The 24,539-nt window shown below is 40.4% G+C and carries 18 protein-coding genes and 1 CRISPR repeat array (1 of these 19 running past the window's edge); of the genes, 16 read left to right on the top strand and 2 right to left on the bottom strand.

Annotated features, from left to right (window positions below):
* Positions 1-407 precede the first annotated feature (407 nt).
* The 8 genes from B9A52_RS19865 (at position 408) to B9A52_RS19830 (ending at position 11,348) form a co-directional block, all read left to right on the top strand.
* Positions 408-686, top strand: coding sequence for a hypothetical protein (locus B9A52_RS19865; protein ID WP_084122174.1), 279 nt, complete (start codon positions 408-410; stop codon positions 684-686).
* Between the two features lie 2 nt (positions 687-688).
* Positions 689-1,147, top strand: a complete 459-nt coding sequence (locus tag B9A52_RS19860) for a PIN domain-containing protein (protein ID WP_084122172.1) — start codon at positions 689-691, stop codon at positions 1,145-1,147.
* Between the two features lie 71 nt (positions 1,148-1,218).
* The gene (locus B9A52_RS19855; RefSeq protein ID WP_084122170.1) at positions 1,219-1,482 is read left to right on the top strand and encodes a hypothetical protein; all 264 of its coding nucleotides are present in this window, start codon (positions 1,219-1,221) and stop codon (positions 1,480-1,482) included.
* A gap of 63 nt (positions 1,483-1,545) precedes the next feature.
* Entirely contained in the window at positions 1,546-2,121 is a 576-nt protein-coding gene (locus B9A52_RS19850) for a flavodoxin family protein (protein ID WP_084122168.1), read from the top strand.
* 26 nt (positions 2,122-2,147) lie between these two features.
* Positions 2,148-3,455 carry an agmatine deiminase family protein gene (locus B9A52_RS19845; protein ID WP_084122166.1) on the top strand — a complete coding sequence of 436 codons (1,308 nt, stop codon included), beginning with the start codon at positions 2,148-2,150 and terminating at the stop codon, positions 3,453-3,455.
* Positions 3,456-3,582: 127 nt separating this feature from the next.
* Complete coding sequence (locus B9A52_RS19840) at positions 3,583-4,965, top strand: DUF418 domain-containing protein (protein WP_084122164.1); 1,383 nt, start codon at positions 3,583-3,585, stop codon at positions 4,963-4,965.
* Positions 4,966-5,449: 484 nt separating this feature from the next.
* Positions 5,450-8,731 carry a S41 family peptidase gene (locus tag B9A52_RS19835; RefSeq protein WP_084122162.1) on the top strand — a complete coding sequence of 1,094 codons (3,282 nt, stop codon included), beginning with the start codon at positions 5,450-5,452 and terminating at the stop codon, positions 8,729-8,731.
* 481 nt (positions 8,732-9,212) lie between these two features.
* Complete coding sequence (locus B9A52_RS19830) at positions 9,213-11,348, top strand: S9 family peptidase (protein ID WP_084122160.1); 2,136 nt, start codon at positions 9,213-9,215, stop codon at positions 11,346-11,348.
* A gap of 151 nt (positions 11,349-11,499) precedes the next feature.
* Here the strand turns inward: B9A52_RS19830 and B9A52_RS19825 are convergent, their stop codons facing one another.
* On the bottom strand, positions 11,500-12,492 hold the full coding sequence (locus tag B9A52_RS19825) for an SDR family oxidoreductase (RefSeq protein WP_084122158.1): 993 nt from the start codon (positions 12,490-12,492) through the stop codon (positions 11,500-11,502).
* Positions 12,493-12,665: 173 nt separating this feature from the next.
* Between B9A52_RS19825 and B9A52_RS19820 the strand changes: the two genes are divergently transcribed.
* From B9A52_RS19820 to hisIE, 8 genes are all read left to right on the top strand, one after another.
* Positions 12,666-13,457 (top strand): SDR family NAD(P)-dependent oxidoreductase, encoded by a 792-nt coding sequence (locus B9A52_RS19820; protein WP_084122156.1) that lies wholly within the window; start codon positions 12,666-12,668, stop codon positions 13,455-13,457.
* 230 nt (positions 13,458-13,687) lie between these two features.
* Entirely contained in the window at positions 13,688-14,773 is a 1,086-nt protein-coding gene (locus tag B9A52_RS19815; protein WP_084122154.1) for an efflux RND transporter periplasmic adaptor subunit, read from the top strand.
* The gene (locus B9A52_RS19810; protein WP_084122152.1) at positions 14,773-16,032 is read left to right on the top strand and encodes an ABC transporter permease; all 1,260 of its coding nucleotides are present in this window, start codon (positions 14,773-14,775) and stop codon (positions 16,030-16,032) included. The genes B9A52_RS19815 and B9A52_RS19810 overlap by 1 nt, the downstream gene beginning before the upstream one ends.
* Before the next feature lie 435 nt (positions 16,033-16,467).
* The gene (locus B9A52_RS19805) at positions 16,468-17,151 is read left to right on the top strand and encodes an ABC transporter ATP-binding protein (protein ID WP_084122151.1); all 684 of its coding nucleotides are present in this window, start codon (positions 16,468-16,470) and stop codon (positions 17,149-17,151) included.
* Positions 17,152-17,215: 64 nt separating this feature from the next.
* The gene (locus tag B9A52_RS19800) at positions 17,216-18,307 is read left to right on the top strand and encodes a serine hydrolase domain-containing protein (RefSeq protein WP_084122149.1); all 1,092 of its coding nucleotides are present in this window, start codon (positions 17,216-17,218) and stop codon (positions 18,305-18,307) included.
* A 53-nt stretch (positions 18,308-18,360) separates the two neighbouring features.
* Positions 18,361-19,779, top strand: coding sequence for a Glu/Leu/Phe/Val family dehydrogenase (locus B9A52_RS19795; RefSeq protein ID WP_084122148.1), 1,419 nt, complete (start codon positions 18,361-18,363; stop codon positions 19,777-19,779).
* Positions 19,780-19,872: 93 nt separating this feature from the next.
* Entirely contained in the window at positions 19,873-20,628 is a 756-nt protein-coding gene (gene hisF / locus B9A52_RS19790; RefSeq protein WP_084122146.1) for an imidazole glycerol phosphate synthase subunit HisF, read from the top strand.
* A gap of 355 nt (positions 20,629-20,983) precedes the next feature.
* On the top strand, positions 20,984-21,592 hold the full coding sequence (gene hisIE / locus B9A52_RS19785) for a bifunctional phosphoribosyl-AMP cyclohydrolase/phosphoribosyl-ATP diphosphatase HisIE (RefSeq protein WP_084122145.1): 609 nt from the start codon (positions 20,984-20,986) through the stop codon (positions 21,590-21,592).
* Between the two features lie 48 nt (positions 21,593-21,640).
* On the opposite strand, the gene B9A52_RS19780 is transcribed toward hisIE, so the two are convergent.
* Positions 21,641-22,186, bottom strand: a complete 546-nt coding sequence (locus B9A52_RS19780; protein WP_084122143.1) for a GNAT family N-acetyltransferase — start codon at positions 22,184-22,186, stop codon at positions 21,641-21,643.
* Between the two features lie 192 nt (positions 22,187-22,378).
* Positions 22,379-24,539: direct repeats of the CRISPR family, unit length 37 nt; unit sequence GTTTCAATCCTTGTTGTTTTGGATTTGTCTTAGGAGG (it continues 1,310 nt past the right edge of the window).

Below are 24,539 nucleotides of genomic sequence, written 5' to 3'. Positions count from 1 at the left end.
TTGTTTTGATAATATTTTAAAAATAAAGATTATTAACCTGAATTTTCAAGTTAAGAGTGTCCAATTTGATGAGTGGCTCTTCACTATAAAAGGTATAGGTATCGAGAGTATTTTTAAATTCTCAACTTGAGAGATGGACTTTACTTTGGACTCATTGAATTTTATATATTCTGTTTTAATAAAAAAGACTGTTGCTTGACAGCTTGTCAAGATAATTGTATGTTTAATCAAAAATTGATTGATATGCCAGGCTCTACAAAATTTCCTTATTTTAGTCACAGAAGATGAAAATATCAAATTATATAGAGACTGTGGTTTAAAGGTAGTTTGGTAATTCCATTTAAATGAATTCTATTGTATATTAGACCCTTGGCATTATATATCAAGCGTTTAAAATAATTCATGTCATGGATTCAAAAGTAAAATTTAAAGACCTCCTGAAAACTGCAGTTACTGAACTTCAAGGCTTAACTTCTGTTTCTAATCCAGATTTCAGGTTAGAACAGGCAGAGTATCTTAAATCAAAAAATGAATGGGATATTGTCGTTTCATTCTTGGTTCAAAATACTAACCCAAAAAAAGGAGTTTTAGTACCCTCGTATAATTTTGAATTTGAAAGAGTTTATAAGAGACTAAAAATAAACTCACATAAGGAAGTCCTTGGATTATATATTTTTGAAAATTAGAAATGGTATTGATTGATACGAATGCTTTATTGCTTTTGATGATTGGATTAGTGGATATCAAGCAAATTAGATCACATAAGAGAACATCTATTTATGAAGAAGAAGATTTTCATAATTTATTTGCAATGATTCATGACATTAAGGATTTAATTGTTTTACCAAATGTTTGGACAGAAGTAGATAACCTTCTAAACAACTTCCAAGGAAATTTAAAAAGCACTTATATTTTTAAAATCACTCAAGTCATCAAAAACTCTACTGAGAAGTATATTGAATCCATAAAAGCTACAGAAGAATATGCTTTTTTCGATCTTGGGATTACAGATTCACTTTTATTGTCCTATGCGGAAAAATGTGATCTTTTGATTACCTCAGACTCAAAATTATCGGATTATGCAATTGCAAGAGGAGTTAAAGTTTATGACATGGTCCTGGAAAGGAATAAAAGGTTATTGCTATGAAAATGGATAAGAAAGCATTTTCCATCCAAACATTTTAACAGTCATCAGACTATCAAAGGCATTATAAAAACATGCCAGAAGAAGAAAAGAAGGATCTTTTTTTCAAGCTGAGGCAGGCAGCTTATGGCTTTGTTGGAGAAGATTGGCCACAAATGGATAAGAATCATTTTGAGGTGAGACCACTTTTAGAATGCGAAATACACCTCGGCAAGCTCGGTGACCGGATATTTGTTGTAGTAGGCGGAGGGGAAGGAAATTCGGCTTTGCCGAATTTCCTTCCCCTCCGCCTTATTTTAAAAAAGCACCTGTGGTCGAGCTTGCCGAGACCCTTTTAAAAATTTCCTTTATTGGTATAAAGTGGGTAATTTTATCGTTTTTAGCGTCTAATCAATATGTAAATGAAAATATTAGTCCATTATTTATTTTTGAACCTTTTACTTGGCTTATCACAGGCTTTGGTCGCCCAATCTCCCCCCACCATCCTGATCACCTACCACTCCGAATCCGGCAAAACCAAAGCCATGGCCGAGGCAGTTGCTAAAGGTGTAGCCGAAGTCCAAGGGCTTGAATATATCCTCAAGCCAATAGCTGATGTGACTGAAGAAGAAATTCTGAAAGCCTCGGCCATCATTATAGGTTCCCCTGTCTACAATGCCAATATGACCCCACAAGTGCAGGAGTTTATCAATTCCTGGCCCTTTGATGGAAGACCTTTAAAAGATAAGATTGGAGCGGTTTTCGTCACAGGCGGAGGTTTTTCCATAGGAGAGGAAGCAGTGATGTTCAGTATGATAAGATCAATGATGATTCATGGAATGATCATAGTCGGAGGGGATGAACTTGAAGCCGCTTTTGGTGCTTCAGCAATTACAGGTGAAGGGGATTTTGCCAATAAAGAAGTGCAGGATATTTTTTTAGAGAAGGCTGTAGGATTGGGTAGGAGAGTAGGTGAAATTGTTTTGAAAACCAGATAATTGTGAACTTCTTGTTACATTGAGCCATGAAAAAAATCATCTTTTTATTTTTCTCCTCAATAATTCTATTCTCCTGCAAAGAGAAACCGGATACTTCAGCATTTTTCTTTCCTGCCGAATGGGAACCTCAGGAAGCTGTCTGGATGGGGTGGGACGGTAATTTGAAAAAAGAAGATACCCTACATATAATCACTGCCAGTATCATCAAGGAGTTGCAGGAAAATATCGATGTGGTGCTTTGGGTAACTTCAGACAGCCTGAAGCAGGCAGCACATGATTTTTTGAGTGAATTAGAGGTGCCTTTGGACAGGGTAGAAATTGCCCAAATTCCAGCTGATAAAGTATTCTGGTCAAGGGATAGCGCCCCGGCATTTGTGATCAATCGTCAGGGCGAAAGAAAGGCCATAGATTTCAACCATACAGGATATTTCAGGTATATCAAAAGGCAAACCGACATAGATGCTGATTCTGCATCATTGGCCAAAACCATCAAAGAAACCCGTTTGATGATGCAGATAGACAGTTTGGTAGCAGTAGAAAAAAATGAAGTAATCGATAAATCCTGGATGTTTATCGAAGGGGGTGCGTTTGATGTAAATGGCAAAGGTTCCCTTTTGGTTTCAGAGACTTTTTTGTTCAGAAACCTCTCGGATGAAATGAGGGATACCTTGACAAAACAGCACTTTGAAGAGGAGTTTCAAAGAACTTTAGGTGTAACCAATGTGATATGGCTATCAGATGGCTTGGCTGAAGATGGGGGCGGTGAATTTTTTAAAAATTATATATCAGGGGGAACCAATGGTCATACGGATGAATTTGCAAGGTTTGTCAATGAAAACACCATTTTATTGGCTTGGGTAGACGAATCAGAAAAAGACCTCAATCCCATCAAAAAAGCAACTTTCGAGAGGATGGAGAGGAATTATGAAATCCTGAAAAATGCCAGAGACCAGGATGGGGAGCCTTTCAAAATCATCAAACTGCCAATGCCGGGGCATGTCATAGAGGATAGGATTTTGGATGCAGAAAGATTGAAAAAGGAAGGGGTAAGAAAGTATTACCAAAGTAATGGTTTTGTAGAGGGGGATACCTTAAAATTTGTCGCCGCTACCAGTTATATGAATTTTCTATTCACCAATGACAAAATCATTATCCCCTCTTATACGGCCCAAGGGAGTTCCCCGGAAAAGGAAAAGCAGGTCGAACAGATTTTCAAAGAACTTCATCCGGATAAAAAACTTGTGTTCATAGACGCCACCTACGTCAATGCGAATGGGGGTGGCATCCATTGTATGACCAGACAGGTACCAAAAAGGCTTTTTACCTTAGATTAGCACGATTCGTTAGGCTCTTAATTGAAAAAGAAAAAATGATATTTCAAGAAAATCACATCATTTTGTAATAGTAAACCTTTTGATTTTTAGGTACTTTTAAAAATTGATCTTTTTAAAACAATTCTATATGTCCCTACAAACCACTTCCGAAACCGAGTTGGTAGACAACTCCTCCAAACCCTCAGTCCTCATCAATAGAATAGATATCATAGATATCATAAGAGGAGTAGCCCTTCTCGGAATTTTGATATTGAACATTCCCTATTTTTCAATGGAAGAATATTTCACTGAACCATGGAATCAGGATACTTCAAACACCAATTTTTGGGTACATGCTGTGAATATTGTTTTTTTCGAAGGGAAAATGCGCGCTTTGTTTTCCATGGTCTTTGGGGCGGGGATAATCCTTTTTACCACCAACAAAGAAAAAGCCGGGAAATCGGCCACTTGGTTGTTTTACAAGCGGATGATATGGTTGACACTTTTTGGTTTGGCCCATGCCCACCTTTTACTTTGGATGGGGGATATCCTTTATTTCTATGGACTTATCGGAATGTTGGCATTTCTTTTCAGAAAAATGAAACCCAAATACCTGGCCATGGGAGTACCGATTGTTGCCATTATCGGATTTGTAGCCAATACTTTGTTCATGCAAAATATCCGCGGAGAATACCTGGAATATAAAGAAGCCGTGGCGCTACAAGACGCAGGTAATGAACTGGGCGAAAAAGAATTGGCTGCAATGGAAGCTTGGGAAGAAACCCGAAAAGATATGATTCCAAACAAAGAAGAAGTGGTAGAACATACAGCTTTAATGAAAGGAAGTTACGCAGAAGTTGCCAGTCATGTCAGACCCATGGCTTGGGATGGACAGTTCAAATACCTGATTTTTTCCATTTGGGACATGTTGGCGTTGATGCTTTTGGGTATAGCATTATATAAATGGGGTTTCCTTACTTTGAAATGGACCCAGTCCCAATATATCAAGACCATTTGGATAGGATATGGGATTGGATTGCCTTTGGTGATTTTCTCTTTTGTTTACAATACTGTACATTTTCCCAATGTGGAAACAGCATTGGCATTTTACGAAATCCATTCTATCAACTGGGTGTCTTTGATTTATGATTTCCAAAGAATCCTGATTATGATGGCTCATGTGGCATTGGTGATTTTAATTTACCAAAAAGGATATTTCAAACTTCTTATGAATGGGCTCAGGGCGGTGGGGCAGACAGCCTTTACCAATTACATCATGCATTCTGTGATCTGTACTTTGGTATTTTTTGGTTACGGTCTCAACCAATATTCGGAATGGGAATATTACCAGCTTTATTATTTGGTTATTGGAATCTGGATTTTTCAATTGATTGTCAGTCCGATATGGTTGAAGTATTTTCTTTTTGGGCCTTTGGAATGGCTTTGGAGATGTTTGACTTATGGCAGGATTCAGCCTTTTGTAAAAAACCTATATGCTTTCATTTTGGTTTATTTCTTACTTTATATATAAAAGAAGGTGATAAACGAAATTTGAATTCAGGTTCCCATGAAAATTTCAAATATTTATTCGATACTATCGAAAATTATTGTTCGATACTATCGAAAACCTTTCTTTAAATCCTAACTCCAAATCTCACTTTTTTAAAATAGATTGGTTCAGACATTATGAATAAAAGTGTTAGCACTACTTACAAAGGATTTTTAATATAAATGGTTAAATTTAGGTGGTAATAAGCCTAACTATATTGGAAATGACCGTTTTTGAAACACTTGAAATAATTTTCCTGAAAATACCCAAAACTGAAATAGTATGAATTGAAAGATTTCAACTAGGTATATATGACTTTACCCTATGTTGCCAGTAACCTCCCAAATTAATTGATAATACGGTTTAATCCTTCGATGCCCGCTACATCGGACATCGGTCATCTGTCAAATTTTAAAACAGGTCATTCCATAAACCCAAGCATTCACCAATAATTAAACCCATCACCATGATTGACAAACATTCCACACTCGCCACAATTTGCTTTTCCTTGGCATTGATTTTATTCTCGCACCTGACGCTTTTTGCACAGGGAACCCGTCTGCTACAACAGCCGGATATCAGCAAAGACCAGATTGTATTTGTGTATGGCGCCGACCTTTGGTTTGCTTCTATTCAGGGAGGCGAGGCCAAAAGGCTGACGAGTACTCCTGCGATTGAAGATAATCCCCGATTTTCTCCTGACGGGAAGCAGATTGCTTTCAGTTCCAACAGGACGGGTGCTACCGCAGTATATGTGGTCTCCAGCGAAGGGGGAACACCCAGACAATTGACATGGCATCCCTCGGATGCCAAGGTTGCGGGATGGTCCCCGGATGGAGCCTATGTGATCTATGAAAGTGGCAGGGACACGGCCCCTGTAGGATATAGCAGGCTGTGGAAAGTCCCTGTGAATGGAGGCCCCTCTGAGGCGATACCTGTACCTAGAGGAGTAAGAGCATCATATCTTGGGGGAAATAAATTGGTGGTCGAACCCATATCCCGTTGGGATGAAACCTGGCGGGCTTACCGGGGTGGACAGAATACCCCGCTGATCATTACAGATTTGAATGACCTGAGCGAAGAGTTTATACCCAATGAAAGGACTACAGATAAGTTTCCTGTGGTCATTGGCAATAAGGTTTATTTTCTATCTGACAGGGATTGGGTGAGCAATATCTGGTCTTATGATCCGACAAATAAAAACCTGGAGCAATTGACCCAACTTGAAGGCTCGGATATCATGTGGCTATCAGGCAATGGTGAGCAATTGATTTATGAAAAGGACGGATTGCTGCATTTGTTCAATCCTGAGAGCAGAACCGCAAAACAAATACCCATTGAAGTAAAAGGAGATTTTCCTTGGGCTGAACAAAGATTGGAAAAAGTGACTTCGAGGGCAACCAATGCCAGTCTTTCCCCGAATGGCAAAAGAATTATTTTGGAAGCCCGAGGGGAAATATTCACGGTACCAGTGGAGGATGGCAGCCCCCGAAACCTGAGTAGGACTTCCGGTGCAGCCGACCGAAACCCCATTTGGTCACCCAAAGGAGATCAGGTAGCATGGTTTTCTGATGAGGATGGAAAAGGATATCAGCTGTTGATTGCCTCTCAGGATGGATTGAGCCCAGCAAAAAAAATATCCATTGGAGATGCCAAAATGGTTTGGGAACCTAATTGGTCACCGGATGCGAAGTTTATTGCCTTTGTGGACAATAAGGTTTACCTGAAAATCCTGAATGTGGCCAATGGGGAGATCAAAACCATCGACTCCGGTGGCATCAACATAGAGCGGGGAAATATGAAACTGGAATGGTCCCCGGATTCCAAATACCTGTCCTACAGCAAAACCGGGCCAAATATGTTCCGAAGGATTTATATCTGGTCTTTGGATACCAACGAAACCAAACCTGTGACCAATAACCTGGCAGATTCTTTTTCCGCCACTTGGGATGCCGGGGGTAAATACCTGTATTTTTTGGCAAGTACCAATTTGGCTTTGGGTTCCGGTTGGGCCAATACTTCCGCTATCCCGGCTAGCCCCGAACATGCGGCTTACCTGATCGTGCTTTCTAATGAGGAGAAAACCCCTTTTCCCTTAAAGAGTGATGAAGAAGAGGTGAAAAAAGAAGAAGCAAAAAAAGAAGAACCCAAAAAGGGAGAAGCCAAGGATGACAAAAAGGAAAATAAGGATTCAGAGGTAAGTGTAAAAATTGACTGGGATGGTTTGGAAGAAAGGACTTTGTCCCTGTCTGTTCCGGTAAAGTCCTACAATTTTATTATGGCTGGGAAAAAAGGAACTGCCTTCCTCGCAGAAGCTGCTTCCAATGCCCCTGGGTTAACCTTGCATAAATTCACCGTCGAAGGAAAAAAACTCGAGGAGTTTACCAAAGGGGTAGGTCGGGTGAAGATTTCGCAGAACAGGGAAAAATTGCTGTATTACGCTTCGGGCAATTGGAAAGTGGTCAGTGTGGACAAAAATCCCGGCCCATCTGACGGACTGGTCAAGATGGAACTGAGGATGGACCTGGACAGGAAGAAGGAATGGGAGCAGATTTTTACCGAAGCATGGAGATACGAAAGGGATTATTTCTATGATCCCAGGACCCATGGTAGGGATTGGGATGATGTATGGGAAAGATACAGTCCCCTGATTCCTTACATACACCACCGACAGGATCTGACCTATCTTTTGGATCAGCTGAACGGAGAGCTCTCCGTTGGGCATAGTTTTGTGTTTGGAGGGGATTTTCCGGCAGTGGATACATTGGCAACAGGCATGTTGGGAGCGGATTATGAGATCGCCAATGGCAAGTGGAGGATCAAAAGGATATTTACCGCCGAAAGCTGGAATCCCAACCTCATCGCCCCCTTGTCCCAACCCGGATTGGATGTAAAAGTGGGGGATTACTTACTCGCCGTAAACGGTCAGGAGGTTGATGCTACCATGGATATTTATGAGGTATTCAAAGGGACATCTGGCAAGCAGACCATCATTCATGTAAACAGTCTGTCCAATATGACCGGAGCGAGAAAACTGACGGTATCTCCTATAGGTTCCGAAGCAGGTCTGCGTCAAAGGGCTTGGGTGGAGGATAATAGGAGAAAAGTGGATGAACTGTCCGGTGGTAAACTGGCCTACGTCTGGGTTCCCAATACAGGAGGACCCGGATTTGAATCCTTCAACCGCTATTTCTTTGCCCAACAGGACAAGCTCGGAGCCGTAATAGATGAGCGCTTCAATGGCGGAGGTTTATTGGACGATTATATGGTGGACCTGATGACCAGAAAATTAAGAGGCGCCATTACCAATGAAGTGCCGGGTGCACCGCATTTCAAATTACCCGCCGGGATATTGGGACCGAAAGTATTGCTGATCAATGAACTGGCAGGTTCAGGCGGAGACTTTTTTCCCTGGGTATTCAGAAACCAAAATGCAGGGCCTTTGATCGGAAAAAGGACTTGGGGCGGATTGGTTAAGTCTTCGGTGCACTACAGTTTTGTGGATGGGGGTGCCATGACCTCACCGGATAATGCTGTCTTTGATCCCATCCGCAATGAATGGATAGGGGAGAATCAAGGCATTGGTCCTGATATAGAAGTTCCTATCGATGCCAAATCATTTGCCGAGGGAAGAGATATTCAATTGGAGCGTGGTGTGGAAGAAGCCCTGAAATTATTGGAAAAAGAAAAGAAGATAGAAATCACTCCACCGCCTTTTCCAAGGCCTGCGGTTAGGGAGGGGAATTGATGTTTGGATAGTTTTACTGGGAAAAAGAAAGTAAAAAACTTTTGAAGGGTAAAATATCCATGTTCAAAACCAACTATTTACCTTTCAGTTCTAAATCTATTCTCCATGGCAAAGAAGAAATCCAAACCACAAAAAACCAGCTTTAACCCAATCTCTTATTTAAGGTCGGGCAATGCCCGGAAGTTGCCTTTTATAAAAAAGTCAAATTAGGCGAAGTCTCCAAAGAGGAGTTCTTAGATATGATGTTAGGGGAATAGACCGAAATAACCACTTTAAGGATAATACTCAAAATCCATTTTCTATATTTGCTGATTATCCTTTATGATTTTACATAATATTGCCTGTAACCTGCCAAACAAATAGACACTATGGTTAAATCTTTAAATGCCCGTTTCATCGGTCATCGGTCTTCCGTCACGATTAAACAGGTTTGGTGCTTTACTGGCAAGAAAAAGTATAACTATATTACCCTCCATTGACTATGAAAAATAAAATCCAAATCATTTTAATAATAACTATAGGAATGAGTATTGCATGTTCCCCAGAAAAATCGACATCAAACTTACCTGATGTTCAGCCACCTGTTGCTGAAATAAAACCTTATGAAATCACTTCTAAGCATGGGGATAAGCGCATAGACAATTACTATTGGCTCAACGAGCGTGAAAACCCTAAAGTAATCGATTATCTGACCGCGGAAAATCAATATTTGGACACCATGATGGCCCATACAAAAGGTTTTCAGGAAAAGCTTTTCAATGAAATGAGAAGCAGGATCAAGGAGGACGATTCTTCTGTCCCCTATAAATTGGACGATTATTACTATTACAGCAGATATGTAGAAGGTGGAGAATATCCCATTTATGCACGTAAAAAGGGTTCTTTGGATGCTCCGGAAGAAATTATTATGGATGGTAATGAATTGGGCAAAGGCAAATCATTTCTCAGTTTTTGGACTTCTGTAAGTCCTGACCATAATCTAGCAGCAATCATCATGGATACTGTTGGCAGGAATTTTTTTACCGTCATGATCAAAGACCTCCGGACCGGCGAAATGCTTCCGGATAAAATTGAAAATATCAGGAGCAATGCTGTTTGGACCAATGACAACAATTCATTCTATTATTCAATTCCTGATATGAAAACCCTGAGAAACTACCAGGTCAAAAGGCATATTCTGGGAGAATATGCCACGCAGGATGAGGTGGTTTTTGAAGAGAAAGATCAAACGTTGGACTGTGGAGTCGGAAAGACAAAGTCCAAAAAATACATCATTATCAGTTCGGGACGAACAGATGCTTCTTATGCCATGTATTTGGATGCCGATAGTCCAGGTACACCAAAATTGATAAATCCAATGCAGGAGAATGTCCAATACAGTGTAGATCATGCCGGTGGAGATAAATTTTATATTTATACTAACAGGGATGCAGTCAATTATAAATTGGTAGAAGCTCCTGTTTCAAATCCTGAAGTTGGTTTATGGAAAGATATCATTCCTAATAGGTCCGATATTTTCCTTGAAAGTGTGGATTATTTTAAAGATTTCTTAGCTATTCAAGAGACCAAAGAAGGCTTGGCCAAAATTAGAATTATCAGCACATCTGATAATTCTGAACATCAAATTGAATTTGAAGAGCCTGCCTATTATGCCGGTTTGGGATACAATCCCGGTTTTGATACCAATATGTTGAGGTATTCCTACACTTCTCTAACCACTCCCTATTCTACTTTTGATTACAATATGGAATCCAGGGAGAAAACATTGATGAAAGAACAAGCTGTTTTGGGAGATTTTAATAAGGAAAATTACCAGACCGAAAGAATCATGGTACCTGCCCGGGATGGAAAAAGGATTCCGATGTCTATTGTTTACAGAAAAGATTTATTTAAAAAAGACGGAACAAGTCCAGGTTGGATTTATTCTTATGGTTCTTATGGCTATTCAACAGAAGCGGATTTCAATAGTTCCCGCTTAAGTTTATTGGACAGGGGATTTGTTTATGCCATTGCCCATATCAGAGGCGGACAGGAAATGGGCGGTGAGTGGTATGAGGATGGTAAAATGATGAATAAAAAGAATACCTTCTACGATTTCATAGATTGTTCCAAATGGCTACAGGACAATAACTATGTAGCCAAGGATAAGCTCTTTGCTTCAGGTGGAAGTGCCGGTGGTTTGTTGATGGGTGCAATTACCAATATGGCCCCTGAATTATATAGAGGTGTTATCTCACAGGTGGCATTTGTTGATGTAATGACTACCATGGAGGATGAGACCATACCATTGACCACATTTGAGTGGAAGGAATGGGGAAATCCAAACATCAAGGAGCAATATGACTATATGCTGTCTTACTCCCCATATGACAATCTGGAAGCAAAAGATTATCCGCATATCCTGGCCACCACAGGTCTTCATGATTCTCAGGTTCAATATTGGGAACCTGCCAAATATGTGGCGAAACTGAGAACTTTGAAAACTGACAACAACAGACTTTTCCTCTATACGAATATGGATGCCGGACATGGTGGCGCGAGTGGCAGGTTTGAAAGCCTGAGAGAATTGGCGAGAGAGTTTGCTTTTGTTTTCGATATTTTGGGAATTTCTGAGTGAGAAGTTAGAAGGGAGAGCCAAGAATCAAGAGCCAAGAAACAAGAAAAAATGCCTGCCCCGTACCGATAGCTATCGGCACGGGGAGCCAAGAAACGAGACATTTGATGTTTGATTTTGATCTTGTGTCTTTAATCTTATGTCTTAAGTCTCGTCATTCTGGAGTATTGAATTTTTGACTTAAAAATCCCTTTGGATGGATAAGGTTTACACCAAATTCCTCAGCGGTTTTTAAACTGTTCGGAGGAATACTGTCAGCGGTGGCAATGGCATAATTCATGGCCATGATATTTGCTGCCGCCTTATTGGATACGGAGAAGACTTTTGACAATAACTTGATAACAAAAGGTGGCGTGGTTTTTACTTTCAATGGTTTGCCATACAATTCTTCGAAAATGTTTTTGATATCCATAGGAGTTAAGGGCTCCGGGCCACCGATTTGAAGGGTTTTTTTGGAAGCTTTGGAGTTGTCAATGACTGAAATGCAGAAATCTGCTACATTGTCAATACTGATATAGGCATTTTTCTTATCGCCTTTTCCAATGACATTGAAAGTGTTTTTTAGCTCAATATCATTTTTGATTCCTGCAAAAAACTTATTGGAAAATTCAAACGGCCTATTGACTGTACAGACTTTCAATCCTCTCAGGGGTATTGTACTTCCAAAGAAGGGAAAGTAAACTTCCATAAAGGCTGTTGGCTGAATAATGGTATAGTTCAAACCTGAATTCTTTAAATGTTTTTCCACAGCTCTTTTGGCTTGGGAAAGAGGAACTTTGCTATCACGATTTTCAAAAGGAAGTGCAGATACATAAATCACTTGTTGGACCCGAGCTGCCTTAACTGCATCAATCAATGCCATGACTCCTTTTTCATCTACATCTTTAAATGAATCCGATTTTTTGCTTGGGGTAGCCGTATTTGCTGTAATGATGATCACGTCAATTCCTTGGATAGCGGATGCGAAAGTTGTAGCATCTGTAAGATCCAAAAACCGGGTATGAAGCCCGGAAAGCTCCTTCAAAGCAGAAGTATTTGAGCTTTTTCTATGCGAAGCAAAAACGGAATGGCCTGTTCCTGAGTCGATGAGTTTCTGGCAAATGGTAAATCCCAACTGCCCTGAAGCGCCAACTATTAAAATGTTCATGATAAAAAGGTTTTCAAAATATATTTAAATACCTGATTTTATGCAAGTTAAATTTTATTTTAACAAATATTGGTTTAAAATTTGAGCTTTTTCCAGTTTATTTAAATAAGTGCCACGCCATAACCATTTAAATCTCATTTTTTCTTAATTTGAAAAAATAATCGAAAGCAACTATGGAAAATACATTTGAAGGAAAAGTCATTTGGATCACAGGTGCCTCCTCTGGGTTGGGGAAATTTATGGCTTATGAATTTGCCAGGCAAAAAGGGATTTTAGCTCTTTCCGCACGTAGAACTTCAGAATTGGAAGAGGTTTTGAAGGAAGTGAAAAAACTTGGCGGGGAAGGAATGGTAGTACCCTGTGATATTTTGGAGGAGCAACAGATTGAAACTGCTATGGCGGCGATCATTAAACAATATGGTCGCTTGGATGTGGCCATTGCCAATGCAGGATTTGGGATTTATGGCAAATTGGAAAAGCTTACGGCAAAGGATTGGAGAAGGCAGATGGATGGCAATGTGACCGGATTGGCCTTGACTGCCAAATTTGCCATTCCTCATTTGAAAAACAGTAAAGGAAGATTGGCACTGATTGGAAGTGTCGCAGCTTATCTCCCTAATCCCAATACCGGGGCCTATGGCGCGTCCAAAGCAGCAGTTCGTTCGATTGGTCAGACTTTGCAGTTGGAATTGAAAGGTACAGGTGTAAGCTGTACGGTTATTCACCCGGGTTTTGTAGATTCAGATATCACCAGGGTAGATAATGATGGTGTCTTTCATCCCGAAAATAAGGATCCAAGACCAAAAAACCTGATGTGGCCTACTGATAAGGCTGCCAAAGTGATGGTGAATGCCATTGGAAAAAGAAAGAAATCATTTGTTTTTACCGGGCATGGGAAGATTTTGGCGTTTTTAGGCCAGCATTTCCCGGGAATTGGCAGATGGCTGATCGGAAAGTTGGGTTAACGGATTTCTCCGGAATAATCCAAAACCTATTTTCGTTTTTCAGTGTCTGATCACTGCCCACTGATTACTCAGTCTCCCGTCTCAGGTCATCGCACATTTAACATCGGTAATCGGTCACCTGACATCGGTCATCTGTCATCCAACATCTTCCAACCTCCAAAACATTTTTCCAAAACCTCTACAGTTTCTATGAATTAACACTTAAATTCAAAGCAGCAAACCAGCCAATCATGAAATTGAAATACTTTACGTTTCGTATTGCACTTGGATTATTGTTTTTTTCCTGTAGTTCTTCAGAAGAAAAGATTTTTCCAAAAAGAGAAAATATTTCAGAATCAGTTTATGCATCGGGATTGATCAAAGCCAGATATCAATATCAGGCTTTTGCCAATGCAAATGGGATCGTCCAGGAGATTTTTATAGATGAAGGCGATACAGTGGACATAGGAACGCCGATTTTGTCTATTTCCAATGCAACAACAAAGTTGAACCGTGAAAATGCAGAGCTGAATAGGGCTTATGCTGACCGACAGGCAAATCAGGCGAAGTTAAAAGACTTGGAATTAAGCATTGAATATTCTAAAGCCAAATACCAAAACGATTCCTTGCTTTTGGAAAGACAGAAAAGATTGAGGGATCAGGGAATCGGTACCAAAGTAGAATTGGAACAAAGGCAATTGGCTTTCGACAATTCCAAAACTGCCTTTGAGACCTCAAAATTGCGCTATCAGGATCTGAAAAGGGAAATCGAATATACAGAAAGGAGTGCTTCCAAAAATCTGGCGATCACTCAGGCTCTTGAAAGTGATTTGATCCTCAAAAGTGAGCTAAAAGGAAGGGCTTATGCCATCTTAAAGGAAAAAGGAGAAATGGTCAACCCACAAACTCCTTTGGCTGTTTTGGGCAGCGCAGATGAGTATATTTTGGAAATGAAGGTAGATGAATACGATATCGTCAAAGTATCAAGAGGCCAGAAAATTATTGTTTCCATGGACAGCTATAAAGGGGAGACTTATGAGGGGATTATAACCAAAGTCAATCCCATTATGGATGAGCAAAGCAAAAGTTTTACTGTCGAAGGCATTTTTATAGAAGAACCAAAGGTGCTTTATCCAAACCTGACTTTAGAAGCCAACATTATCATTCAATCCAAAGAGGATGTTTTGACCTTGCCAAGAAACTTTATCATCAATGATCAATATGTTCTCAATTCAAATAGAGATACCATTCCCGTTCAATTGGGAATAATGGATTATCAAAAAGCAGAAATACTTAAAGGAATTGATGAAAATACCGAAATAATCAAACCAGAGTAATGAAGGTAGGATTGATCATAAATATCGCCAAGGCCTTAATGATTGCCCGTTTTAAACAGACCTTTATTGCGGCCATTGGAGTAGTCTTCAGTATTACCATGTTTGTCGCATTATTGGGTTTTATGAATGGGTTGAATCAACTATTGGACGGACTGATTTTAAACCGCACCCCTCATATCAGGTTTTATAATGAGATCAAACCAAATCCAAATCAGCCCATTGATCTTGCTGAAAATTTCACTGGATTTTACAATATCATCCGATCCATCAAACCTGCCGCAAGTCGATTGAGTATCCATAACAATGATGCTATTATCCGAACTTTGGAACAAGATCCAAGGGTTTTGGGAGTAGCTCCCAAAATCTCAGCACAGGTTTTTTACAATGTGGGAACCATTGATATTACAGGAGTTATTAACGGGATTGACGTTGAACAGGAGGCCAGGTTGTTTGCTTTTGAAGATTATGTGACGGCCGGAAATTTTATGGACTTAAAGAATACTGCCAATAGTATCATTTTGGGGAAAGGAGCTGCGGATAGGATGTTGGCTGAAATCGGGGATGTAATCCAAGCTACCACCGCTCAGGGGAATAGAATCCAACTTAAAGTTGTGGGTTACTATCAGTCAGGTTTGGGCGATCTCGATAACGTACAGAGCTATGCATCCATTATCACCACCCAGAAAATGCTTGGAGAATCGGCATCCTATATTACCGATATACAGGTGAAGCTGAAGGATTTTGAACAGGCTCCGCCAATGGCCAAAGAATACCGGGAGATTTTTGGCATTGATGCGGATGATATTCAGACCGTCAATGCACAGTTTGAAACAGGAACACAGATCAGAACATTGATCAGTTATGCAGTGGGTATTACTTTGTTGGTCGTATCCGGTTTTGGGATATATAATATTCTGAATATGATGATCTATGAAAAAATGGATACCATTGCCATTTTAAAAGCGATTGGTTTTTCAGGTGGAGATGTGAATAAAATCTTTATCACCATCGCATTGACCATCGGTGTTTTTGGTGGAATTATAGGATTGATATTGGGTTTTGTGGCAGGTTTGGGAATTGAACGTGTTCCATTTGAAACTGAGGCGCTTCCTACAGTCAAGACTTTTCCCGTTGATTTCAATCCCAAATACTATATCATTGGAGGAGTTTTCAGTCTGATCACCACCTATTTTGCCGGCTATTTTCCGGCAAGGAAAGCCAGCGGAGTAGATCCTGTGGATATTATTAGGGGGAAATGAGAGGGGCAACCTTTGAGGTTTTTTTCTAACCTCGAAGGTTTCTTCCTTGGGAGAATCAAGAGCCAAGAATCAAGAGCCAAGAACCAAAGCCTGCCCCGTAGAATTTCGGGGAATCAAGAATCATAGCCTGCCCCGAAGAATTGTGGGGAGCCAAGAACCAAGAAGCGAGAAGAGAGATGACCTTTAAGGTTTTTTTAACCTCGAAGGTCTCGCATAAGGAGTAATTAAGATCAAGAAACTGGGACCATAAACATAGAAATGAAACTCCAATCCAGAATGCCTTTAGGCATGACCGATATAATAGCCCGGTAATTCATTGCCGGGATCAATGGTTAGGATTAGTCCCCAGAAGTACCGTAGGTATGGCTGATAAAAGATGACCAATTAATGGTTGGAAATGGGAGAGATAATTAGGAATAAACAGAAACAAGAACCATGAAAGGAAAACCGGTACTGGAAGCCAAAGGAGTCAATAAATATTTTTACAGTCCTGTCAAAACCCAGGTGCTGAAGGAAGTGACCTTTCAGGTGACAAGGGGGGAGTTTGTGTCTGTAATGGGTAAATCCGGCTGCGGAAAGTCAACCTTGCTCTATATTCTTTCTACCATGGACACTGACTATGAAGGTAATTTATGGATTGATGAGGAACTGGTGACTGATAAAAGCCCCAATCACCTTTCCAGGATCAGAAATGAAAAAATCGGTTTTGTTTTTCAGTTCCATTACCTGCTCAATGAATTTTCGGTTTTGGAAAATGTCATGATTCCCGGACTCAAACTTGATCAAAAAACAAGACAGGAATTGGAGCATATTGCTATGGAAAAGCTCAGGATATTTGACATGCAGGATCATGCATTAAAGAAAGCCTATCAACTCTCCGGGGGACAAAAGCAAAGAGTAGCAGTGGCCCGGGCTTTGATGAACGATCCACTCATCATTATGGGCGATGAACCTACCGGAAATCTGGATAAAAAGAACTCTGATATTGTTTTCAATATTTTTAAGGAGTTGGCCAAAGAATTCCATCAGACCATGTTGATTGTAACCCATGACCCGGAATTTGCCGAAGGCACTGATAGGATCATCGAAATGGAGGATGGTTATATCATTAACCAATAAGGATTCGTTATAGATTTGTATTTTGTTTTATTTATTTGAATATAAAACCGTTATAATTTATTTTATGAAGAAATACACTTTTTTAATTTTGGTTTTGCTCATTAGCTGCTCAGAAAAACAGGAACCAACCCCCGGAAATCCAGAATTTTATTTCCCACCTGTTTCAGGTAATACTTGGGAAAATATTACTCCTGAGGAACTCAATTGGAATATTTCAGAAATAGAAAGCCTGAAAACCCTGCTGGCGGACAACGGAACCCGAGCCTTTATCATCCTCAAAGATGGCAAGATTGTCATGGAAGAATATTTTGGTAATCGCTTGGCAGGAAGCCAACCTTTTGATGAAAACTCACTTTGGTATTGGGCTTCGGCTGGGAAAACTTTAACAGCAACTTTGATTGGGATTGCGCAAGAGGAGGGAAAATTAAATATCCAAAATCCAAGTTCGGATTATCTCGGTAAAGGTTGGACTTCACTGACAGCTTCCCAAGAAAACAAAATCACCGTTTGGCATCAATTGACCATGACTTCAGGTTTGGATGACGGAGCGGGCAGCAGAGATGATTTCACTCCTGAAAACCTTAAATTCCTGGCCGAACCGGGAACACGATGGGCCTATCATAATGCACCTTACACCTTATTGGACAAAGTGATTGAAGGAAGTACAGGAATTTCATTTCCCCAATATTTCAATGATAAATTAGCCTCAAAAATCGGAATGACAGGTTCTTGGCAGAGGGTTGATTTTAATAATGTTTTTTTCAGTAATGCCAGGTCGATGGCAAGATTTGGACTTTTGATTTTGGCGGAGGGGAAATGGAACGGTGATTTAGTCATCAAGGACAGCAACTACTTTGGACAAATGATAACCCAGTCCCAGGATATCAATGAAGCTTATGGCTATCTTTGGTGGCTTAATGATACGGAGTCTTTTATGATACCACAGGTTCAGGTAAAGTTACCAAATTCATACGCCCCAAATGCCCCCTCAGACATGTTCTGTGGTTTGGGAAAGGATGGGCAATATGTTTGTGTTATTCCTTCCCAAAATCTGGTTTTGGTCAGGATGGGTCTCAGTCCTGATGCATCATTGGTTCCCTTTACCTTTTTGGATGATATCTGGAAAAACCTGGGAAATATCATACCCTCCGGTTAAGAACTTTAGTCAAATGATTTGTACCTTCGGGACAGAACCAAAATAACAGTTTTATGAAAAAAGCGACTGAATATAGTCTTTTCAATGATGTTTGCAGTTTTGTGGATGATGCCGCCAAACATCTGGAAATTCACCCGGGATTATTGGAACAGATCAAGCAATGTAACAGTATTTACAAGTTTCATTTCCCCCTTAGAAATGATGATGGTACCTACGAAACCTTGACAGGTTATCGTATTCAGCATTCGCATCATAAATTGCCCGTAAAAGGCGGTATCAGATACAGTGAGTTTGTGGATGAGGAAGAAGTAAAGGGCTTGGCCGCTTTGATGACTTATAAGTGTGCTTTGGTCAATATTCCCTTTGGTGGAGCAAAGGGTGGCATCAGTATCAATCCACTGAAATACAATGTCAACCAATTGGAAAGGATCACCAGACGCTATACTGCTGAGTTGATCAAGAAAAAATTCATAGGCCCTGCCATAGACGTACCTGCACCTGACTATGGAACCGGTGCCAGAGAAATGGCATGGATTGTAGACACCTTCGAAGCCTTTAGTCCTGAATTGATCAATGCCAAAGGCTGTGTCACAGGAAAGCCGCTATCCCAACATGGTATTGAGGGCAGGACAGAAGCTACCGGACAGGGTGTGTTTTTTGGTATCAGAGAGGCAGTCAATGTAGAGGATGATATGAAAGCCTTAGGACTGACCAAAGGACTTAGGGGTAAGAAAGTGATTGTCCAAGGTCTTGGAAACGTGGGGTTTTATTCAGCCAAATATATCAGCGAAGCAGGCGGAAAAGTCATTGGTGTGGCGGAATGGAATGGAGGTATCTGGGACGAATCAGGAATCAATATCGAGGAATTGAAAAAGTATCAAATAAAAAATAAAGGTTTTAAGGGATATCCGAAAGGCGAATTTATCAAAAACAGTAAGGAAATCCTGACCTATGACTGTGATATTTTGATTCCGGCTGCCTTGGAAAACCAAATAACCATTGAAAATGCAGCCAATATCAAAGCGAAAATTATTGGTGAGGCAGCCAATGGGCCTGTTACCCAAGAAGCAGAAAAGGTATTGTTGGAGAAAGGTGTTATGATCATTCCGGATATGTACCTCAATGCAGGTGGTGTTACAGTTTCCTATTTCGAGTGGCTCAAAAATCTATCAAGGGTTTCTTTTGGGAAACTGGAAAAAAGGTACGACATGGAAAAATACCGCAAACTTCTTGCAACCATTGAAAATGCAACAGGGGAGGAGTTCACTGAAGAAGAAAGAGATGCATTGATCAGAGGTGCCTCTGAAAGGGATTTGGTTTTATCAGGATTGGAAGAAACAATGGTAACTGCCTATCAGGATATGAATCGTACCCGAAAAGAAAAAGGGATTGAAAGTCTGCGTACAGCCGGTTTTATACTCGCCTTGGAAAGAATAGCAATCAGTTACATGGATTTGGGAATTTTCCCGTAAGAATTAGGGTTTGTCTTTTATCTACCCTCCAAGTGTACACGAAAGCGATCGTGAAATTCCCTTGGAGGGTTTTGTTTTAAAATTTACTGTTGAATGTTGACCAAAAGAATAATCCCCTGCTTGGATATCAAAGATGGCAGAACCGTAAAAGGTGTAAATTTCGTGGACTTAAGGGATGCAGGTGACCCTGTAGAACTCGCGAAAATCTATTCAGATGAAGGGGCTGATGAGCTTGTCTTTTTGGATATCACCGCTACGGTTGATAAAAGAAAAACTTTGGCCGAATTGGTCACCAAAGTAGCAAAGGCCATCAATATTCCTTTTACGGTGGGCGGGGGGATATCTACTGTTGAGGATGTCAAGGTTCTGTTGGGCGCAGGTGCTGATAAGATTTCCATCAATTCAGCTGCTGTCAAAAACCCCGGAATGATCAACAAAATGGCCAAGGAATTTGGATCCCAATGTATTGTAGTTGCCATTGATACCAGGAATGTAGACGGACTTGATTTTGTACATACCCATGGCGGAAGAACACCGACTCTGCTGAGAACACAGGAATGGGCCAATGAAGTCTGCGACCGCGGAGCAGGGGAAATCCTTTTGACCTCCATGGATCATGACGGTACCAAAGGCGGCTTTGCCAATGAGATTACAGCGGAAATTTCAGCTATGCTGACCATTCCTGTGATTGCCTCAGGCGGGGCAGGGAATATGCAACATTTCAAAGATGTCTTTACCTTTGGAAAAGCAGATGCCGCTTTAGCAGCAAGTATATTCCACTTCAAAGAAATTCCTATTCCGGATTTAAAAGCTTATTTAGAGTTGGAAGGAGTATTTGTGAGGAAATGAGGATATTTGGATCTGAGATGTGAGACTTGAGACACAAGACGCAAGACGCAAGAAGTGAGAAGCGAGAAGCGAGAGACGAGAAGCGAGAGACGAGAAGTGAGAGACGAGAAGTGAGAGACGAGAAGCGAGAGACGAGAAGCAAGAGCTAATAGCTAGAACCAAGAACCAAAGCCTGCCCCGAAGAATTTCGGGGAGCCAAGACACGAGAAACGAGAGGTGAGATACACTTCCGTCTTCCGTCTTCCGTCTTCGGTCTTCAGGCATCAGACTTCGGAATTCCAACCAATTAATTAGGAAAAAATTAAAACATATAGACAGGGGTAATTAGTATACCACCTTACCCAAAAAGGAAAAAATGAACAACTTAAATATAGATTTTGAAAAGGTAGAGGGTCTCGTTCCGGCAGTTATTCAGGATGAGGAATCGAACAAGGTTTTGATGCTGGGCTATATGAATCAGGAAGCCATAGATGTAACCCTGGAAACAAAAAATGTCACCTTTTTTAGCAGGACCAAACAGCGACTTTGGACAAAAGGTGAAACTTCCGGGAATTTTCTCAAAGTAAAATCCATCACAGTCGATTGTGATAATGATACCCTTCTGGTAAAAGTAAAACCCACAGGTCCTGTTTGCCATAAGGGTGATGACACCTGTTTTGGGGAGATCAACAACAGCAAAACCTTATTTATAGACCACCTGAGGGCCATCATCAAGGACCGGAAAAACAACCCCACAGATCAATCATATACCGCTTCGCTTTTTGCTAAAGGAATCAATAAAATAGCCCAAAAAGTAGGGGAGGAGGCAGTCGAGATAGTTATAGAGGCCAAAGACGATAACAAAGATTTATTTTTGGGAGAAGCCGCTGACCTGCTGTTCCACTACCTGATTCTCCTCGAAGCCAAAGAAATGGAACTCGATGAAGTGATGGAAGTGCTGATCAAAAGGCACAGGGGAAGCTGAAAATCAAATCTCTGACTGGATCTTTTCAAAACATCAAAATATTCCTGATTACCAATCCCAAGCCACAATAATCCAAACTTCATCGTCTTCATTGACATAGCGGCTGAGTTCCCGGAAGCCAATCCGGTAATGGGCCATGAGAGACCGGTGATTGCGCTCAGAAATTTCGGTAATGGCAAAGTCAAAATTATCTCCATGGACTTCTTTATAAAGTTCATAACATTGGTCAAAAATCCCTTGTCCACGGTAATCTTTTGCGACGGCCACCTGACCGACCACGATATAATTATATGCTGAAAGCGGTGTACCGTTGACTTCTATTTCATCAAATTGCTCAAACATCGGTATCAACATCTCAATATCGAAGCGGCTTGCCACTGTCATGCCAAGAATGTAAGCCACCACAAGGTCTTCATCTTTGGCAATGATATGCGGGGCAAATGAATTCATTTTGACAAGGTCCTCAACACTGTGCTCTGCAAAGACAAAACCCTGATCGATGGAATCAAGATTTTTGATATGGTTTTGTTGCTGGAGATCAAGGATGCCGACAAATTCCTCATAGGTTTCGGCTGTTTTGAAATGAAGTGACATAAGAAAAAACCACTGATTTTCTGCTGTCAATGGCGCCGTGAATTTACATCAAAAACCCATTCTCAACAGGAAATGGGTTAGGAATATTTTTATCATCCAACATATCAAAATTATTGATTTTCGCCAATCCCCAATTTTTAGACTTGGTTTGGGAGTTTCCAAAATTCCTATGGGTTTAAAGTCCCAATTAGCGTTTCAATCCTTATTGTGTTGGATTTGCCTTGGGGGCGGAGCAACGTGTAAACGAAGTGCGGATGAAGGAATGTTTCAATCCTTGTTGTTTTGGATTTGTCTTAGGAGGACCGTCTTGGACTCGGTGCTTTTGTTCAGAATTTCAGTTTCAATCCTTGTTGTTTTGGATTTGTCTTAGGAGGGCTCATTCCTGCTTTCCGGATCAGGGATACCATTTGGTTTCAATCCTTGTTGTTTTGGATTTGTCTTAGGAGGAAACTGGGAATGGCCTAAGCCTTAGTAAACCAAAATGTTTCAATCCTTGTTGTTTTGGATTTGTCTTAGGAGGAAATGTGACTGAAATAGACGTTTGATATGAGATATAGTTTCAATCCTTGTTGTTTTGGATTTGTCTTAGGAGGCGTATTTCATATCTATCACTTTTGTAATCACAGAAAGTTTCAATCCTTGTTGTTTTGGATTTGTCTTAGGAGGCTAAAGGAGGTCTTAAGGTAAGTAACTATAAGACTGGTTTCAATCCTTGTTGTTTTGGATTTGTCTTAGGAGGATTGGTAATGTTTATCCCAAGTAATTCAGGATAATCAGTTTCAATCCTTGTTGTTTTGGATTTGTCTTAGGAGGTGAAATTTTTGGGATCTTATACAGACTTCGAGGACAGTTTCAATCCTTGTTGTTTTGGATTTGTCTTAGGAGGTTTTAGTTTATCAAAATCCCAACCATTATCTTTTCCGTTTCAATCCTTGTTGTTTTGGATTTGTCTTAGGAGGTTCCTGCCTACCATCTTCACGAAGTATCAAAACCTTGTTTCAATCCTTGTTGTTTTGGATTTGTCTTAGGAGGAAGGTCTATTGATCTTGTTTTCTTGATTGTGTTCAAGTTTCAATCCTTGTTGTTTTGGATTTGTCTTAGGAGGTAATTTTTAAAGTCTTTTCAGATTCCGCAGAAGCAAGTTTCAATCCTTGTTGTTTTGGATTTGTCTTAGGAGGGCGTCATTCTTAAATCATCCCGATAGTTATCGGGAGTTTCAATCCTTGTTGTTTTGGATTTGTCTTAGGAGGAAATACCGAGCTTGGGATAAGCAATACAAGAAAATGGGTTTCAATCCTTGTTGTTTTGGATTTGTCTTAGGAGGAGATTATGGTAATAGATTTACCCAGGGCAAGATTTAGTTTCAATCCTTGTTGTTTTGGATTTGTCTTAGGAGGAAGGTCTATTGATTTTGTTTTCTTGATTGTGTTCAAGTTTCAATCCTTGTTGTTTTGGATTTGTCTTAGGAGGTTTACCTCCATGTGTTCTAGTTAATCCTAATGAAGCGTTTCAATCCTTGTTGTTTTGGATTTGTCTTAGGAGGGATGAAGCATTCCCCCGGAAGATAGTTCCTTCCTGTGTTTCAATCCTTGTTGTTTTGGATTTGTCTTAGGAGGGATAATATCGTAAAAAGAGATTTAAAACCTTTGAAAGTTTCAATCCTTGTTGTTTTGGATTTGTCTTAGGAGGCACCTCTGATTTGTTCAACTTCTCCTGGACTATTTTGTTTCAATCCTTGTTGTTTTGGATTTGTCTTAGGAGGTTGGCCGCCCGAAGTGAATTGGAATGGTAGTCTTTCGTTTCAATCCTTGTTGTTTTGGATTTGTCTTAGGAGGAAGCTAGAGAACAATTACTTGAAATTGACAGAAAGAGTTTCAATCCTTGTTGTTTTGGATTTGTCTTAGGAGGAAAACTTTAGGTTCAAATCATCGCCCGATGATATGAGTTTCAATCCTTGTTGTTTTGGATTTGTCTTAGGAGGAAGTAAAGACCAAAAGGATAATCAATTCAACTGGTTGTTTCAATCCTTGTTGTTTTGGATTTGTCTTAGGAGGCCCCCTGCCGGCACTACCGCAACCTGCGAGCCGTTAGTTTCAATCCTTGTTGTTTTGGATTTGTCTTAGGAGGAAAATGTGCGATGGACTGGAGCAGATCAAAGGAATTGTTTCAATCCTTGTTGTTTTGGATTTGTCTTAGGAGGATCCTTCGATCACCTCCTGGTGAAGGGCCTGCTTTGGTTTCAATCCTTGTTGTTTTGGATTTGTCTTAGGAGGTTTTTGAATCCTGCAGTGTCGTTGTCGACAATATTCGTTTCAATCCTTGTTGTTTTGGATTTGTCTTAGGAGGAGGGATC

Source organism: Aquiflexum balticum DSM 16537, from assembly GCF_900176595.1.
Lineage (GTDB): Bacteria > Bacteroidota > Bacteroidia > Cytophagales > Cyclobacteriaceae > Aquiflexum > Aquiflexum balticum.
Note: the sequence above shows the minus strand (reverse complement) of the source record. Positions and strands in the feature narration are given on the sequence as shown.